Genomic DNA, 16,200 nt, shown 5'->3' on the forward strand with positions numbered 1-16,200 from the left:
CGGTCAGTCTTGGGAGGATGAGATCTTAGGCGCGCTAGTTCGCAGCCCCGGAAACGGAAACAGATCACGCGAAACTGAAAAACAAGGCTTAATCGCCTTGTTTTTTTTTGCCTTGAAATCGATTTTCTTTCAGTGGGTTGGCGGGAAACAGCTTATCCATCCGCGTCCCCCCTATGGCCTCTGCGCGAATCACCGTCTATCCAAATGCAACATTCTTATGACAGACGGTGACGCCATGGCGCGTGGGCGCGGCCCGTTCACCTGCTGAACTCAGTCATAAACCGGGATAATACGGGGCAGATCATCGAGGCTGACACCGAAGTACCAGGTGGCGCCGTACCAGATCGCGCAGAGCAATATCGAGATCAGCGTGGTGGCGATCAGGATTTTCGCACCCTGGAAACGCGTCGGCGCGCTTGCGACGGTTCCAAGCGCCACGTCGCCGTCGTCCATTTGCGTTCTGAGCCCAATCGGCAGCACGACAAACAGAACCGTCCACCAGACGATGAAAAAAACGGCAACAACCGACAGCCACTGCATGTAGAACCTCCCCGAGCAGAACCCGCATCTCCTGTCTCATTAGGGCTGGAGAAGCGCCAAAGAAACAAAGCAGCAGGCAAACGATTCCTACAGCATCGGTTCGAAAATCGGAATCGATTTTCGGCAGGCACGATGCCTAGATCAAAGAAGATGGCCCCTCTGTGCGTCCAAGTAGACGCATGGCGCTCTAAGCAAAGACGCGCGCCTTAGAAACACGACCCGCGATCAAATCTCTTCCAACTCCACGAGCGTACCGCAGAAATCTTTCGGATGGAGGAAAAGCACCGGCTTTCCATGGGCGCCGATCTTAGGCTCTCCATCGCCAAGTATGCGTGCGCCGGCGGCTTTCAAACTGTCGCGGGCGGAGATGATGTCCTCTACCTCGTAACAGATATGATGCATGCCGCCGGACGGATTCTTTTCGAGAAAGGCCGCGATCGGGGAATTACCGTCCAACGGCTCAAGCAGTTCGACCTTGCTGTTTGGCAGGTTGACGAACACCACCCTCACCCCGTGGTCCGGCAGGGTCTGCACTTGCGAGACCGCAGCACCGAGTACATCGCGATAGGTGGCAGTCGCTGCCGCAAGGTCGGGCACAGCAATGGCGATATGATTGATCCGTCCAAGCATGGTCATCCTCCCGATTTCTCAGCCGAACATAGCGACGTATCGCGCAGGACGAAGCGTCTTCGGTACTGCACCTATGCTGATACGCGCAGTACCGAACCTATCGTCAAATCTTCGTCACGAATACCGTGACGATCGGCTTTTTGCCCCAGGTCTGGTTGGCGGCAGCACGAACGGCGCGGCGGACCGCTTCGCGCAGCAGGTCCAGATCCTTGCGGCGCGCGCGCGGGATGCTTTCAATGGCGCCGAGAACGGCGTCATAGAGCGTGTCTTCCATTGCCTCGCCCTCGTCGTCGAATTCAGGCAGACCGAAGGGCACAACATCCGGATCGCCGTGGAAGTCGTAACGGCTGTCCAGCACGACATTGACCGAGACGTGACCGGCAAAGGAAAGCTTGCGGCGGTCACCGATGCCCATTTCTTCGAAATCGCCAACCAGACGGCCATCCTTGAAGACGCGGCCATGCGGGGCATCGTCGATGACTTCGGCAGGGCCAGGCGCCAGACGCAGGACATTGCCGTTGCGGACCTTGGGGACCTGCTTAATGCCGGCCTGCTCGGCCAGTTCCTTCTGCGCCACGAGATGCGCTGCTTCGCCATGCACGGGCACGAGGATTTGCGGCTTGGTCCACTCATACATGCGCAGCAGCTCGTTGCGGCGTGGGTGCCCGGAAACGTGCACCAGAGCTTCATTGTCGGTGATGATATGGATACCCTGCTCGATCAGGCCGTTCTTGATATCGAGAATGGCCTTTTCGTTGCCAGGGATGGCGCGCGAGGAAAAGACCACCGTGTCGCCCTTGGCGAGCGCTACATTGCGCATCTCATCGCGCGACAGTTTCGCAAGTGCGGCACGCGGCTCACCCTGCGAGCCAGTGAGAATGACAACCACCTTGTCGCGGGGAATATAGCCATACTCATCTTCGGCCAGGAACGGCTTGATGCCTTCCATGATGCCGAGATCTTGCGAGACGTTAACGACACGCTTCAGCGACGAGCCGAGCAGCAGCACTTCGCGACCCGCGCGCTCCGCAGCCTGGGCGATGGAGCGGATACGGCCGACATTGGACGAGAAGGTGGTGATCGCCACACGCCCTTCGGCATTTTCGATGATCTGGCGCAGGCCTTCGGAAACCTGCTCCTCCGACGGAGATACACCATCGCGCACAGCGTTGGTGCTGTCGCACAGAAGTGCCAGAACGCCTTCCTCGCCAACGGCGCGGAAGCGTGCCTCATCCGTCAATGGCCCCAGGGACGGCGCGTCATCGATTTTCCAGTCGCCTGTGTGGACAACATTGCCAAGCGGCGTGCGGATGACGAGCGACATGGGTTCGGGGATCGAGTGGTTGACGCCGATGGCCTCGATCTCGAACGGGCCGAGATTGATGCGATCGCCCGCCTTGAATGGCGAGATCGGGATCTCGGCGCGCGTGCCCTCATAGTTGCGCTTGGCTTCCAGCATGCCAGCAGTGAAGCCGGACGCATAGACCGGCACATTGAGGCCAGGCCAAAGATCGTTCAGCGCACCGTAATGGTCCTCATGAGCATGGGTGATGATAATACCCTTGAGGTTCTGTCGCTGGGCTTCGATGAAACGAATATCGGGCAAAACGAGATCGACGCCGGGCAGATCGAGGCCTGCGAAGGTGACGCCGCAATCCACCATGATCCATTGCCGCTTGGCGGCAGGACCATACCCATAGAGCGCCAGATTCATGCCGATTTCGCCGACGCCACCAAGCGGCAGGAAGACCAGTTCGTCTTGTTGAGACATGTCATTATCCAATCTGCAACAGGCAATGGCCGCGCGCTTGCGCCACGCTCCACCATTGCCTTCAACCGCGCCGGACTTGATGAAACGCCGAGATGCCGGGCCGACGCGGACCGGATGGACGCCCTGATTCTACGAGCAGCAGGGATGCTCCAAACTCAAAAGCCGAGGCCGCGCAGATCGATCGCGCGAGAGGCTTCAGCCGAAGAAAACGTCGCCGGCGGCGATCGCCCGCCTCGGGCCATCATCCTCGTCCAGCAACAGAAAACCGTGATCGTCTATCCCGGCAAAGCGTCCGCCGATGGAGCGATCTGGAAAGTTCACGGTGATATGCTCACCAATACCGCAGGCGGCTGCACGCCAGTCCCTCATGACGTCACTCACGCCCCTGCCCTCGTTCCAGACCGAGAGAACCTCGGCGGTCTCGCGATAAAGATGAGCAAAGAGCTCGTCCGGTCCGCAGGACGCGCCATGCTCCGACAGCATGGTGACGGGATAGAGCGGATTGTCGGGCTTGTGGGCGATGTTGATGCCGATGCCGATGACGATCGCGCGGCGCCCATCTGTAAGTTGCTCCGCTTCCATCAGAATGCCGCAGGTCTTCATTCTACCGATGAGAATATCATTAGGCCACTTGATTTCCAGTGGTGCGCCACCGAAGGGCAGCACGGCGCGGATCGCGCGGTAGACGGCAAGCGCAAAGGCAAGAGGCAAGGAACCAAGACGGTCCGCCGGTGCGGGTTCAATCAGAAGAAGAGAGGCGTAGAGATTGCCCGGCTCAGAGACCCATGGCCTGCCTCGGCGGCCCTTGCCACCGGTCTGACGGACTGCGGTCATCCAGAGATTGCCGCTATCGCCGGAACGCGCCCGGGCGAGGCATTCGACATTGGTGGAGGATGTCTCCACCAATGCCTCGTGCCGGAAGTCATCCAGAGACATCCGGCGCTGTTTCATGGCGTTTTCGCTCAAAAGAACGTCTTTGCCGCAGCTGTCACGGCGTTGCCGAGCATGCCACCGAAGAAGATGAAGGCGATGACGAAGAGGCCGGAGAGTGCGTAAACGATCCGCAACTCGCCAGCGGCCTTTTCAAAGCCACCCTTGGCATCATCGAACCACATGAGCTTGACGATGCGTAGGTAGTAGTAGGCACCGACGACCGATGCGACCACACCGATAACTGCCAGCGCATAGAGCTTGGCTTCGATGGCCGCGAGGAAGACATAATACTTGGCGAAGAAGCCTGCGAGCGGCGGAATACCAGCCAGCGAGAACATCAGAGCCGTCAAAACCAGCGCCATGAAGGGGTTGGTCGAGGAAAGCCCGGCCAGATCGTCGACATTCTCGACATTGCCGACTTCCTTGCGACGCATTGCAAGAATGCAGGCAAAGGTACCGAGCGTCATGCCCATGTAAACGGCCATGTAAATCAGCACGCCGGCCACACCAGATTCATTTCCGGCCGCGAGACCGACAAGGGCGTAACCCATGTGACCGATCGATGAATAGGCCATCAGGCGCTTGATGTTCTTCTGACCGATTGCAGCAAAGGAGCCGAGCAGCATGGATGCGATCGACACGAAAACGACGATCTGCTGCCAATCGGCGAAGACAGGCTGGAAGGCGTCGACAACGACGCGAACGAAAATCGCCATGGCACCGATCTTCGGTGCTGCTGCAAGGAAGGCCGTGACCGGGGTCGGCGCGCCTTCATAGACGTCCGGCGTCCACATGTGGAAAGGAACGGCGGAAATCTTGAATGCCAGACCGGCCAACACGAAGACCAGACCGAAGACGACGCCAAGCGAACGGGTTTCGGCGGACAGTACAGCCGCGATTTCCTGGAAGCCAGTATTGCCGGTGAAGCCGTAGATCAGCGACATGCCGTAGAGCAGCATGCCCGAAGACAGCGCACCAAGAACGAAATATTTCAGACCGGCTTCGGTCGAGCGCAGGCTCTCACGGTTGATCGCGCAGATGACGTAGAGCGCCAGCGACTGCAGCTCGAGCGCCATGTAAAGCGAGATCAGGTTGTTGGCGGAGATCATCAGCAGAATGCCGAGTGTCGCCAGAACCAGAAGCACCGGATACTCGAAACGACCGATCGGCTCGACACGGCTGTGGCCAACCGCGAGGATCATGGCGACGATGGAACCGATCAGCGCCAGGATCTTCATGAAGTTGCCGAAGGCGTCGGCGACGTAGACGCCACCGAAGGCTTCTCCGCTTGCAGGAGCGAAGATGATCCACAGGCCGACGACGACCAAGAGCGCGACGGCAAGACCCGTCACAGTGTTGGTCGACTTGTCGCCGGAGAAGACGCCGATCATGAGCAGCGCCAGCGCACCGACCGCAAGGATCAGCTCGGGCGTCGCGATGCGCAGACTGGCAAAAAGAAGTTCAGCGGTCATATCCAACGGGTCCTGTCGTCAGTTCAGCGAGAGCGCAACATTCTGCGCTGCCTGCAATGCGGCGGTATAATTATTGATCACGAGATCCACCGATGCCGCCGTCGCATCGAAGACCGGTGCCGGGTAGACGCCGAAGAAGATCGTCAGCACCACCAGCGGATAAAGGATGACCTTTTCACGGGTGTTGAGATCGAGCATCGCCTTCAGGCTTTCCTTCTCAAGTGCACCGAAAATCACGCGGCGATAGAGCCACAGCGCGTAGGATGCCGAGAGAATGACGCCCGTTGCGGCAAAGAGGGCCACCCAGGTGTTGGCGCGGAATACGCCGATGATGGTCAGAAATTCGCCGACGAAGCCCGAGGTGCCAGGCAGGCCGACATTGGCCATGGTGAAGACCATGAAAGCCACGGCATATTTCGGCATGTTGTTGACCAGACCACCATAGGCCGCAATCTCGCGGGTGTGGAGGCGATCATAGACGACGCCGACGCAGAGGAAGAGTGCACTCGACACGATGCCGTGAGACAGCATCTGGAAGATCGCGCCCTGCAGACCCTGCACGTTGGCCGCGAAGATACCCATCGTCACGTAACCCATATGGGCAACCGAGGAATAGGCAATCAGCTTCTTGATGTCTTCCTGCATCATCGCCACCAGCGAGGTGTAGATGATGGCAAGCACCGACAGCGTGAAGACGAAGGGCGCGAAATGCTCGGATGCCAGCGGGAACATCGACAGCGAGAAACGGATGAAACCATAACCACCGAGCTTCAGCATGACGCCCGCCAGGATGACCGAACCTGCGGTCGGCGCCTGAACGTGCGCATCCGGAAGCCAAGTATGAACCGGCCACATCGGCATCTTGACGGCAAAGGCCGCGAAGCAGGCAAGCCAGAGCCAGGTCTGCATGCCAGCCGGGAAGCCGTGCTTGAGAAGCTCGGTCATATCCGTCGTTCCAGCCTGCCAGTACATCGCCATGATGGCGAGCATGGTCAGAACCGAGCCGAGAAGCGTGTAGAGGAAGAACTTGTAGGATGCGTAGACGCGATCCTTGCCGCCCCAAACGCCGATGATGATGAACATCGGAATCAGCGTCGCTTCGAAGAAGACGTAGAAGAGAACGGTATCGAGCGCGACAAACACGCCGACCATGACGACTTCCAGAAGAAGGAAGGCAATCATGTATTCCTTCAGACGCTTCTGGACGGAATCCCAGCTTGCGAGAACGCAAAACGGCATGAGGAACGTCGTCAGGATGACGAAGAGCATGGAGATGCCGTCGACGCCCAGGTGATAGGCGGCGATGTTACCGAACCAGTTGTGCTTCTCGATCATCTGGAAGCCGGGGTTCGAATTGTCGAAGCCGATCCAGATGAAGAGCGAGACGATGAAGGTGAACACCGTCGTCAGAAGCGAGACATTGAGAATGTTGCGGCGCCCGAAGGGACCGTTCTCATTGGTCAGAAGCAGGAGCACCACGCCGACGAGCGGCAGGAAGGTGACCGTGGAAAGAATGGGCCAATCGGTCATCAGAGGGCACTCCCGAGCATCATCCAGGTGACTAGTGCTGCGATGCCGATCAGCATCGCGAAGGCATAGTGATAAAGGTAACCGGACTGCAGACGGACGACACGGTTGGTCACATCAACCACGCGCGCTGCAATACCGTTGGGGCCATAGGCGTCGATGACGGCCACGTCGCCCTTCTTCCACAGGAAGCGACCGAGCGCCTTTGCGGAACGAACGAAGAGGAAGTCGTAGAGTTCGTCGAAGTACCACTTGTTCAAGAGGAACTGGTAGAGGCCGCGATGGGTCTCTGCCAGGCGCTTCGGCGTTTCCGGCGACTTGATGTAGAAATACCAGGCGGTGACGAAACCGAGAACCATCGCAACGAAGGGGCTCCACTTCACCCAAAGCGGCACGTGGTGGAACTCTTCGAGGATTTCATTGGACGGAAGCGTAAAGAGCGCACCCTTCCAGAATTCCGCATATTCATTGCCGAAGAAGTAGCCTTCGAACACGACACCGGCAAAGATCGCACCGATCGTCAGGACGAAGAGCGGGATCAGCATTACCATCGGCGATTCATGGACGTGGTGCATGACATCGGCGGAAGCACGTGGCTTGCCGAAGAAGGTCATGAACGCCAGGCGCCAGGAATAGAAGCTGGTGAACAGCGCCGCGACGACCAGCATTGTGAACGCAAAACCTGCGAGCGGGCTATGCGACGCAAACGACGACTCGATGATCACGTCCTTGGAGAAGAAGCCGGCAAAGCCGATCATCGTTCCGGGGATACCGACGCCTGTCAGTGCCAGATTGCCAACGGTCATCGTCCAGAAGGTGATCGGGATATGCTTGCGCAGACCACCCATATGACGCATGTCCTGCTCGCCATCCACCGCGTGGATAACGGAACCGGCGCAAAGGAACAGCAATGCCTTGAAAAAGGCGTGCGTGAAGAGGTGGAAAATAGCCGCGCCATAAGCGCCGACGCCAAGTGCCACGAACATGTAACCGAGCTGCGAGCAGGTCGAATAGGCAATGACGCGCTTGATGTCGTTCTGCACCAGACCAACGGTCGCTGCAAAGAAGGCCGTGATGGCACCGATCAGCGTGACGAACATCAAAGCGTTCGGCGACAGTTCGAAGACCGGCGACATGCGCGCGACCAGGAACACGCCGGCCGTCACCATGGTTGCGGCATGGATCAGCGCCGACACAGGCGTCGGGCCTTCCATGGCGTCCGGCAGCCAGGTGTGCAGCAGGAACTGAGCCGACTTACCCATCGAGCCCATGAACAGCAGCAGGCAGACCGCCGTCAGTGCATGGGCCTTATCGAGCTGCATGCCGAAGAGGTTGATGACCGCTTCGGTAGAGGCTGCGCCGTCGGCAGGCAGGTAGGAACCAGCAGCCGCGAAGATCGTTTCGAAGTTGATCGAGCCGAACAGGACGAAGAGACCGGAAATACCGAGAATGAAGCCGAAGTCGCCGACGCGGTTGACGATGAAGGCCTTCATGGCGGCAGCCGATGCGGACGGCTTCTTGAACCAGAAGCCGATCAGCAGATAGGACGCCAGACCCACGCCTTCCCAGCCGAAGAACATCTGCAGCAGGTTGTCGGAGGTCACCAGCATCAGCATGGCGAAGGTGAAAAGCGAGAGATAGGCGAAGAAGCGCGGACGATGCGGATCGTGATGCATGTACCCGATGGAGTACAGATGCACCAGACAGGACACCGTGTTGACCACGACGAACATGACGGCGGTCAACGTGTCGATGCGGAACGCCCACTCGACGTCGATGCCGCCGGACTGGATCCAGCGCAGCACCGGGACCTTGATGACCTCACCGGCCTCATGGGTCAGAAGCGCGACGTCGAAGAACACGATCCAGGAGAGGATCGCCACCACGACCATGAGGCCGGTGGTGACATATTCCGAGGCCTTGGCGCCGATGGACCGGCCAAAGAGACCAGCGATCAGGAAGCCGATCAGCGGAAGAAAGACGATAGCCTTGTAGATCATAGCCTTATCAGCCCTTCATCATATTGACGTCTTCCACGGCGATCGATCCGCGGTTGCGGTAGAAGACTACGAGTATTGCAAGACCGATGGCCGCTTCTGCAGCAGCAACAGTCAGAATGAACAGGGCGAAGACCTGACCAACCATGTCGTTGAGCACCCATGAGAAGGCGACGAGGTTGAGGTTCACCGCCAGAAGGATGAGTTCGATCGACATGAGGATGACGATGACGTTCTTCCGGTTGAGGAAGATACCGAAGATGCCGATCGTGAAGAGGATCGCGCTGACCGTCAGGTAATGGGAAAGACCGATTTCCATATTCTATGTTCCTTGGATCCGTTCGCGCCTCAGAGGCCCTGACCCGGCTTGACCTTGACCGTCGTAACGGCGGTCTTCGGATCGCGGGCGACCTGCGTTGAAATGTCCTGACGCTTGATGTCCGTGCGGTGACGCAGCGTCAGCACGATGGCGCCGATCATTGCCACAAGCAGCACGAGACCTGCCAGCTGGAAGAAGTAGACGTAGTTCGTATAGAGGACGTCACCCAGAGCGGCAGTGTTTGCGCGTTCGACCGGGTTCGGGATCGGCATAGTAATCGACTTCGCCGCCTCTGGGTTCAGCACGCTACCGCCAATGACGACGATCAGCTCCGCCGCCAGGATAACCCCGATCAAGGCACCGATCGGCGCATATTGCAGCACACCGGAACGCAACTCGGCAAAATCCACATCCAGCATCATGACGACGAAGAGGAACAACACCGCCACAGCGCCGACATAAACGACCAGCAGGATCATGCCGAGGAACTCGGCGCCCGTCAGCAGAAAGAGCGCCGCCGCGTTGAAGAAGGTCAGGATCAGGAACAGAACCGAGTGAACCGGGTTCTTGGATGCAATGACCAGAAACGCAGACGCCACGGCGACGAAAGCGAAGATGTAGAAGAATACAGCGTGCAGACCCATGTTGGTGCCTTTTTGTCCTCACCGGACAAAAGCGGCCTTCAGACCGCCCTGCCCGTTTCGTTCCCGCCAGCGATCGCCGACAGGCATTTCATCTTTTTTGATCCCCGGAGAGAAGCTCCGAAGACATGGAGTGAGCCTTAACGATAAGGGGCATCCAGAGCGAGGTTACGCGCGATTTCACGCTCCCAGCGATCGCCATTGTCGAGAAGCTTCTGCTTGTCGAAATAGAGTTCTTCGCGGGTTTCCGTCGCAAACTCGAAATTCGGGCCTTCGACGATCGCGTCCACCGGGCAGGCTTCCTGGCAGAAGCCGCAATAGATGCACTTCACCATATCGATGTCGTAACGAACCGTGCGGCGGGTGCCATCGTTGCGGCGCGGGCCGGCTTCGATGGTGATCGCCTGAGCGGGACAGATCGCTTCGCACAGCTTGCAGGCGATGCAGCGCTCTTCGCCGTTCGGATAGCGACGCAGAGCGTGCTCACCACGGAAGCGCGGGCTGACCGGGCCCTTTTCGAAAGGATAGTTTACCGTTGCCTTCTGTTTGAAGAAGTGGCGCATGGTCAAAAAGATCGCGCCAACGAATTCCTTGAGGAACAGCGAATTGACGGCTTGGGAAAGACTGGCCATCTCAACCTCCAAATCTGCAAGCGCGGAGTTCGGACATCATCATGCCCCTGCCGTCAGCTTGAGTACGAATGCAACAATCACGACCATGGCAAGCGACAGCGGAAGGAAGACCTTCCAGCCTAGACGCATCAGCTGGTCGTAGCGGTAACGCGGGACGAATGCCTTCACCAGACCGAACATGAAGAACACCATGACGCCCTTCAGCACGAACCAGACAATGCCCGGAACCCAGTTCAGGAACCACACATCGACGATCGGCAGCCAGCCGCCAAGGAACAGAATGGTCGTCAGGCAGCACATCAGAACGATGGCGGCATATTCGCCCAGCATGAACATCATGTACGGGGTGGAGCCATACTCCACCATGTGACCGGCCACAAGTTCCGATTCCGCTTCCGGCAGATCGAAGGGCGGACGGTTGGTCTCAGCCAGCGACGAAATGAAGAAGACGATGAACATCGGGAAGAGCGGCAGCCAATGCCAGTCGAGGAACGATGCCGGCAGACCGAGCGATGTACCGATACCCGAATGCTGGGCATTGACGATATCCGTCAGGTTCAACGAGCCAACGCACAGCAGAACGGTCACGATGACGAGACCGATCGAGACTTCGTAGGACACCATCTGCGCGGCGGAACGCAGCGCGCCGAGGAACGGGTACTTCGAGTTGGACGCCCAGCCACCCATGATGATGCCGTACACTTCGAGCGACGAAATCGCGAAGATGTAGAGAATGCCGACATTGATGTTGGCAATCACCCAACCCTGGTTGAACGGGATGACGGCGTAAGTGGCTAGAGCGAGCGTCACTGCGACGAGTGGCGCAAGCAGGAAGACTGCCTTGTTGGCACCGGACGGAATGACCGGCTCCTTGAGGATGAACTTCAACAAGTCAGCAAAGGACTGGAAGAGACCGAAGGGACCAACGACGTTCGGGCCACGGCGCAGCTGAACGGCAGCCCAGATCTTGCGGTCCGCCAGAAGCAGAAACGCAATCGCGACCAGAAGTATAACGAGAAGCAGCAGAGACTGGCCGACAATAATCAGCGCTGGCCAGACATAGCTCCAGAAAAACGAGTCCATAATCCCCTACCCTTACTCTGCCGCAGCCTTGAAATTGTTGCGGGCCAATGCGGAGCATTCAGCCATCACGGCGGACGCTCTCGCAATCGGGTTCGTCAAATAGAAATCCTTAACCGGCGTTGCAAAACCCGCCTTGTTAAGAGCGCCGGTCTTGCCGGAGAGTGCCGTCAGGTCGTGGACGTTGCCCGCAGCAATCTCATCGGTATCGGCAAAATGCGGATGTGCGATGTAAAGCTGTGCGCGCAGGCCAGACAGGCTGTCGAATGGCAGCTTCTTGCCGAGAACATCGGACAGCGCGCGCAGGATCGCCCAGTCTTCACGCGCTTCGCCGGGAGCAAAGCCCGCGCGGTTACCGAGCTGGACGCGGCCCTCGGTGTTGACCCAGATACCGGACTTTTCGGTGTAGGCAGCACCCGGCAGGATCACGTCGGCATTCATCGCGCCATTGTCGCCGTGCGAACCGATATAGACGGTGAGCTTTGCAGCCTTGGCCGAAAGATCGATCTCATCAGCGCCGAGCAGGAAGAGCACGTCGGAAGAAGCAACGATCGAAGCAGCGTTCGCGGACTTGTCCGCCGGAACGAAGCCAAGATCGAGACCGCCGACGCGCGATGCTGCCGTGTGCAGAACGGAGAAGCCGTTCCAGGCTTCGGAGACCGCGCCGATGTTTCCAGCAAGCTTTGCCGCATCAGCCAGAATTGCTGCACCATCTTCGCGCGTCAAAGCGCCTTGGCCGACGATGATCATCGGGTTCTTGGCCAGCTTCAGCTTCTCAAGGAAGCTTCCCGAGCCATTGACCAGATCGGTCAGCGTATCAGTACCAGCACCAAGATATTCGTAGTCGTAACGCAGTTCGCCCGCTTCGCCGATCACGCCGATCGGGAAGCCGCCACGGCGCCAGCGCTTGCGAATGCGAGCGTTGAGGACGGCCGCTTCGAAGCGCGGGTTGGAACCAATGATCAGCAGCGCATCGGCTTTTTCGATACCCTGGATCGTCGTGTTGAAGATGTAGCTTGCACGACCAAGCGACGGATCGAGTGCTGCACCGTCCTGACGGCAATCGACATTGGTCGAGCCGAGCGACGCGAGAAGCGACTTCAGCGCAAACATTTCCTCGACGGAGGCAAGATCGCCGGCAATGGCGCCGATCTTTTCGCCAGACGTCGCCGAAACGGCAGCCTTGATGGCACCAAAGGCTTCGCCCCAAGTGGCAGGCTGCAAGCGTCCATCCTTGCGGACATAAGGACGATCGAGACGCTGCGTCTTCAAGCCGTCCCAGATGAACCGGCTCTTGTCGGAAATCCACTCTTCATTGATCGATTCGTTGACGCGCGGCATGATACGCATGACTTCACGACCGCGGGTATCCACACGGATTGCAGAGCCGAGCGCATCCATCACGTCGATGGTTTCGGTCTTGCCAAGCTCCCATGGGCGCGCCGTGAAGGCGAAAGGCTTGGAGGTCAAGGCGCCGACCGGGCAGAGATCAACGACGTTGCCCTGCAGTTCGGAGGTCATTGCCTGCTCGAGATAGGTGGTGATCTCGGCATCCTCGCCGCGGCCGATCAGACCGAGTTCGGAAATGCCGGCAACTTCCGTGGTGAAACGAACGCAGCGCGTGCAGTGAATGCAGCGGTTCATCACCGTCTTGACGAGCGGGCCGATATACTTGTCTTCAACCGCACGCTTGTTTTCAGAGTAGCGCGAACCGGCGATACCGAAGGCCATGGCCTGGTCCTGCAGGTCGCATTCGCCGCCCTGGTCGCAGATCGGGCAATCCAGCGGGTGGTTGATGAGCAGGAATTCCATCACGCCTTCACGGGCCTTCTTGACCATCGGCGTGTTGGTGAACACTTCCGGCAGTTCGCCATTCGGGCCGCCGCGAATATCGCGCACACCCATGGCACAGGAGGCTGCGGGCTTGGGCGGTCCGCCCTTCACCTCGATCAGACACATGCGGCAGTTACCGGCTACCGACAAACGCTCATGAAAACAAAAGCGCGGAACTTCGGCACCAGCCTCCTCACACGCCTGAAGCAGCGTGAAATGATCCGGAACCTCGATCTCTTTACCGTCAACCTTGAGCTTTGTCATGGTTCTACTTACGTCCTGTTGCCTGTCCGTCCCGCCAAAACCGCGGTCCACGACAAATCCCGATCGCATCTTGCCGCATCATTGAGATTCGACCGGATGCTTAAATGATTTTCGGGATCGGTGAAACCCGGTCCCTGGCCTTGTCAGCCGCCGTACACGTTACTCGGCAGCTTCCATTACAGCGCCATCATCCATGGCTCTGTAGGTATATTGGTCGATGCGCTTTTCGATTTCCGGACGGAAATTACGGATCAGCGCCTGAACCGGCCACGCGGCCGCATCGCCGAGCGCGCAGATGGTGTGGCCTTCGATCTGCTTCGTCACTTCGAAGAGCATGTCGATTTCGCGCTTCTGTGCGTTGCCCTTGACCATGCGCTCGAGAACACGCCACATCCAGCCCGTGCCTTCACGGCAAGGGGTGCACTGGCCGCAGCTCTCATGCTTGAAGAAGGCCGCGATGCGGGCAATCGCCTTGATGACGTCGGTCGACTTGTCCATGACGATCATGCCGCCGGTACCGAAGGACGACTTCACTTCGCGCATGCCGTCGAAGTCCATGATGGCGTCCTTCATGTCCTCACCGCGAACGATGGGGCAGGATGCGCCGCCTGGAATGACGCCGAGAAGATTGTCCCAGCCACCACGAATACCGCCACAGTGACGCTCGATCAGTTCCTTGAACGACACACCCAGCGCATCCTCGAAGGTGCATGGGCGCTCGACATGGCCGGAGACCATGAACAGCTTGGTGCCGACATTATTCGGACGACCGATCGATGAGAACCAGGAGGCACCGCGACGCAGGATCGTTGGCGCAACGGCAATCGACTCGACGTTGTTGACCGTGGTCGGGCAGCCATAAAGACCCATATTCGCCGGGAATGGCGGCTTCAGGCGTGGCTGGCCCTTCTTGCCTTCCAGGCTTTCGAGCAGTGCGGTTTCCTCGCCGCAGATATAGGCACCTGCGCCGTGGTGAACGTAGATATCGAAATCCCAGCCGTTCTTGTTGTTTACACCCAACAGGCCAGCATCGTAGCACTCGTCGATGGCTGCCTGAAGCGCTTCGCGCTCACGCATATATTCGCCGCGCACATAGATATAAGCCGTGTGAGCGCCCATGGCGAAACCGGCGATCACGCAACCTTCGATCAGCGTATGCGGATCGTGGCGCAGGATTTCGCGGTCCTTACAGGTGCCGGGCTCGGACTCGTCAGCGTTGACGACAAGGTAATGCGGGCGACCATCGCTTTCCTTCGGCATGAAGGACCACTTCAAGCCGGTCGGGAAGCCTGCACCACCACGACCACGAAGGCCCGAAGCCTTCATCTCGTTGATGATCCAGTCACGGCCCTTTTCGATGATCTGCTTTGTGCCATCCCAATGGCCGCGCGCCATGTTGCCCTTAAGCGACTTGTCCTTAAGGCCGTAGAGATTGGTGAAGATACGATCTTGATCTTTCAGCATGGTTCAACCTCTCACTGCGACTTCTTGGCATCGCTGTTGGTGTCGGCAGCCTTGGCATTTTCCGCTGCAGCCTTAGGCTCCGTCGCAGGTGTCTTCAGCTTCGGATCTGTTTCCGGCGTATCCGTCTTCGGCTTTGCGGCGTTGGAAGCCGGCGTTTGCGCAGCGTCTGGCGCAGGCTCGTCCTTCTTGTCGAGATTGGAGCGATCCGGCTTGGTCTCTTCCGTCAGCGTCGTCAGCGGACCAACGGGTGCCGACAGATGACGGTCGATCTGCGGACCGGGCTTGACGGTATCGCCCTTGCCTGCTTCGAAGGCATCGATGATCTCTTCGAGGCGATGAGGCGTCAGATCCTCGTAAGCGTCCTTGAAGATCATGACCATCGGCGCGTTGACGCAGGCGCCCTGACATTCCACTTCTTCCCAAGACAGCGTGCCGCTCTCATTGGTGTGCAGCGGATCGTGGTGGATCTTGTGACGGCAGACATCCATCAGCGCTTCAGAGCCACGCAGCATGCAAGGCGTCGTGCCGCAGACCTGGATATGAGCCTTGGTGCCCACCGGCTTGATCTGGAACTGCGTATAGAATGTCGCCACTTCGAGAACGCGGATATAGGCCATATCCAGCATCTCGGCGACCTTCTCGATGGCGGCGCGGGTCACCCAGCCGTCCTGCTCCTGGGCGCGCATCAGCAGCGGGATGACCGCAGACTGCTGGCGTCCTTCCGGATATTTCTTGATCGTCTTTTCCGCCCACGTCGTGTTCTCCGCATTGAATGCGAAGCTTGCGGGCTGGACCTGATCTTCGGCTAGTCGACGAACGGACATACTTCCTCACGCCTCATCAATTTAACGACTCACACCGCGATCTCGCCACCGTGACGAACTCGCAAGCATAAGCCGCTTTGTCTTTTTGCATAAACACAATGAATTTGCTGCCGTTGGGAAGCGAGGACTTGATCTCGTATCCCAGATCCAGCAGCTGCTTGATGGTGGAACTGCCGCCGCTTGCGCCTGACGAAACCTCGCTCGTCGCCGTTTGGGCGAAGAGCGGTCCCGTGGCTGCAAGCAAAGCCGATATGGCGAGCGGCAGACGCATCA

General features: G+C 58.6%; 14 protein-coding genes and 1 pseudogene. All 15 read right to left on the reverse strand.

The genetic code is table 11. The features are described from left to right. Window positions 1-270 precede the first annotated feature (270 nt). Entirely contained in the window at window positions 271-540 is a 270-nt protein-coding gene (locus AC07U5_RS09045) for a DUF1467 family protein (RefSeq protein ID WP_111848044.1), read from the reverse strand. Window positions 541-765: 225 nt separating this feature from the next. Next, window positions 766-1,170, reverse strand: a complete 405-nt coding sequence (gene mce, locus AC07U5_RS09050) for a methylmalonyl-CoA epimerase (protein WP_113179799.1) — start codon at window positions 1,168-1,170, stop codon at window positions 766-768. A gap of 103 nt (window positions 1,171-1,273) precedes the next feature. After that, a complete protein-coding gene (locus AC07U5_RS09055) occupies window positions 1,274-2,941 on the reverse strand; it encodes a ribonuclease J (protein WP_062425529.1) in 1,668 nt (555 codons plus the stop codon). 195 nt (window positions 2,942-3,136) lie between these two features. Continuing rightward, window positions 3,137-3,877, reverse strand: coding sequence for a biotin--[acetyl-CoA-carboxylase] ligase (locus AC07U5_RS09060; RefSeq protein WP_494723276.1), 741 nt, complete (start codon window positions 3,875-3,877; stop codon window positions 3,137-3,139). A gap of 26 nt (window positions 3,878-3,903) precedes the next feature. After that, window positions 3,904-5,346, reverse strand: a complete 1,443-nt coding sequence (gene nuoN / locus AC07U5_RS09065; RefSeq protein WP_062426130.1) for an NADH-quinone oxidoreductase subunit NuoN — start codon at window positions 5,344-5,346, stop codon at window positions 3,904-3,906. 18 nt (window positions 5,347-5,364) lie between these two features. Continuing rightward, window positions 5,365-6,876, reverse strand: coding sequence for an NADH-quinone oxidoreductase subunit M (locus AC07U5_RS09070; protein WP_062425530.1), 1,512 nt, complete (start codon window positions 6,874-6,876; stop codon window positions 5,365-5,367). Beyond that, on the reverse strand, window positions 6,876-8,873 hold the full coding sequence (gene nuoL / locus AC07U5_RS09075; RefSeq protein ID WP_494722812.1) for an NADH-quinone oxidoreductase subunit L: 1,998 nt from the start codon (window positions 8,871-8,873) through the stop codon (window positions 6,876-6,878). Before nuoL ends, AC07U5_RS09070 begins: the two co-directional genes overlap by 1 nt. 7 nt (window positions 8,874-8,880) lie before the next feature. After that, window positions 8,881-9,189 carry an NADH-quinone oxidoreductase subunit NuoK gene (nuoK, locus tag AC07U5_RS09080; RefSeq protein WP_062425532.1) on the reverse strand — a complete coding sequence of 103 codons (309 nt, stop codon included), beginning with the start codon at window positions 9,187-9,189 and terminating at the stop codon, window positions 8,881-8,883. A gap of 29 nt (window positions 9,190-9,218) precedes the next feature. Continuing rightward, on the reverse strand, window positions 9,219-9,833 hold the full coding sequence (locus tag AC07U5_RS09085) for an NADH-quinone oxidoreductase subunit J (protein WP_062425533.1): 615 nt from the start codon (window positions 9,831-9,833) through the stop codon (window positions 9,219-9,221). Window positions 9,834-9,970: 137 nt separating this feature from the next. Next, window positions 9,971-10,462: an NADH-quinone oxidoreductase subunit NuoI gene (gene nuoI / locus AC07U5_RS09090; RefSeq protein WP_003502385.1), complete on the reverse strand. Its 492-nt coding sequence runs from the start codon at window positions 10,460-10,462 to the stop codon at window positions 9,971-9,973. Window positions 10,463-10,501: 39 nt separating this feature from the next. Next, window positions 10,502-11,545, reverse strand: coding sequence for an NADH-quinone oxidoreductase subunit NuoH (gene nuoH, locus AC07U5_RS09095; RefSeq protein WP_062425534.1), 1,044 nt, complete (start codon window positions 11,543-11,545; stop codon window positions 10,502-10,504). Between the two features lie 12 nt (window positions 11,546-11,557). Next, window positions 11,558-13,639 (reverse strand): NADH-quinone oxidoreductase subunit NuoG, encoded by a 2,082-nt coding sequence (nuoG, locus tag AC07U5_RS09100; protein ID WP_062437772.1) that lies wholly within the window; start codon window positions 13,637-13,639, stop codon window positions 11,558-11,560. A 159-nt stretch (window positions 13,640-13,798) separates the two neighbouring features. Beyond that, entirely contained in the window at window positions 13,799-15,103 is a 1,305-nt protein-coding gene (gene nuoF / locus AC07U5_RS09105; RefSeq protein ID WP_062425536.1) for an NADH-quinone oxidoreductase subunit NuoF, read from the reverse strand. 17 nt (window positions 15,104-15,120) lie between these two features. After that, window positions 15,121-15,927: pseudogene (gene nuoE, locus AC07U5_RS09110) on the reverse strand (NADH-quinone oxidoreductase subunit NuoE); the annotation flags it as partial. Between the two features lie 16 nt (window positions 15,928-15,943). After that, a complete protein-coding gene (locus AC07U5_RS09115; RefSeq protein WP_494723277.1) occupies window positions 15,944-16,198 on the reverse strand; it encodes a hypothetical protein in 255 nt (84 codons plus the stop codon). Window positions 16,199-16,200: the final 2 nt, after the last annotated feature.

It is taken from the genome of Agrobacterium sp. GW821-FHT02D03, from assembly GCF_059421725.1.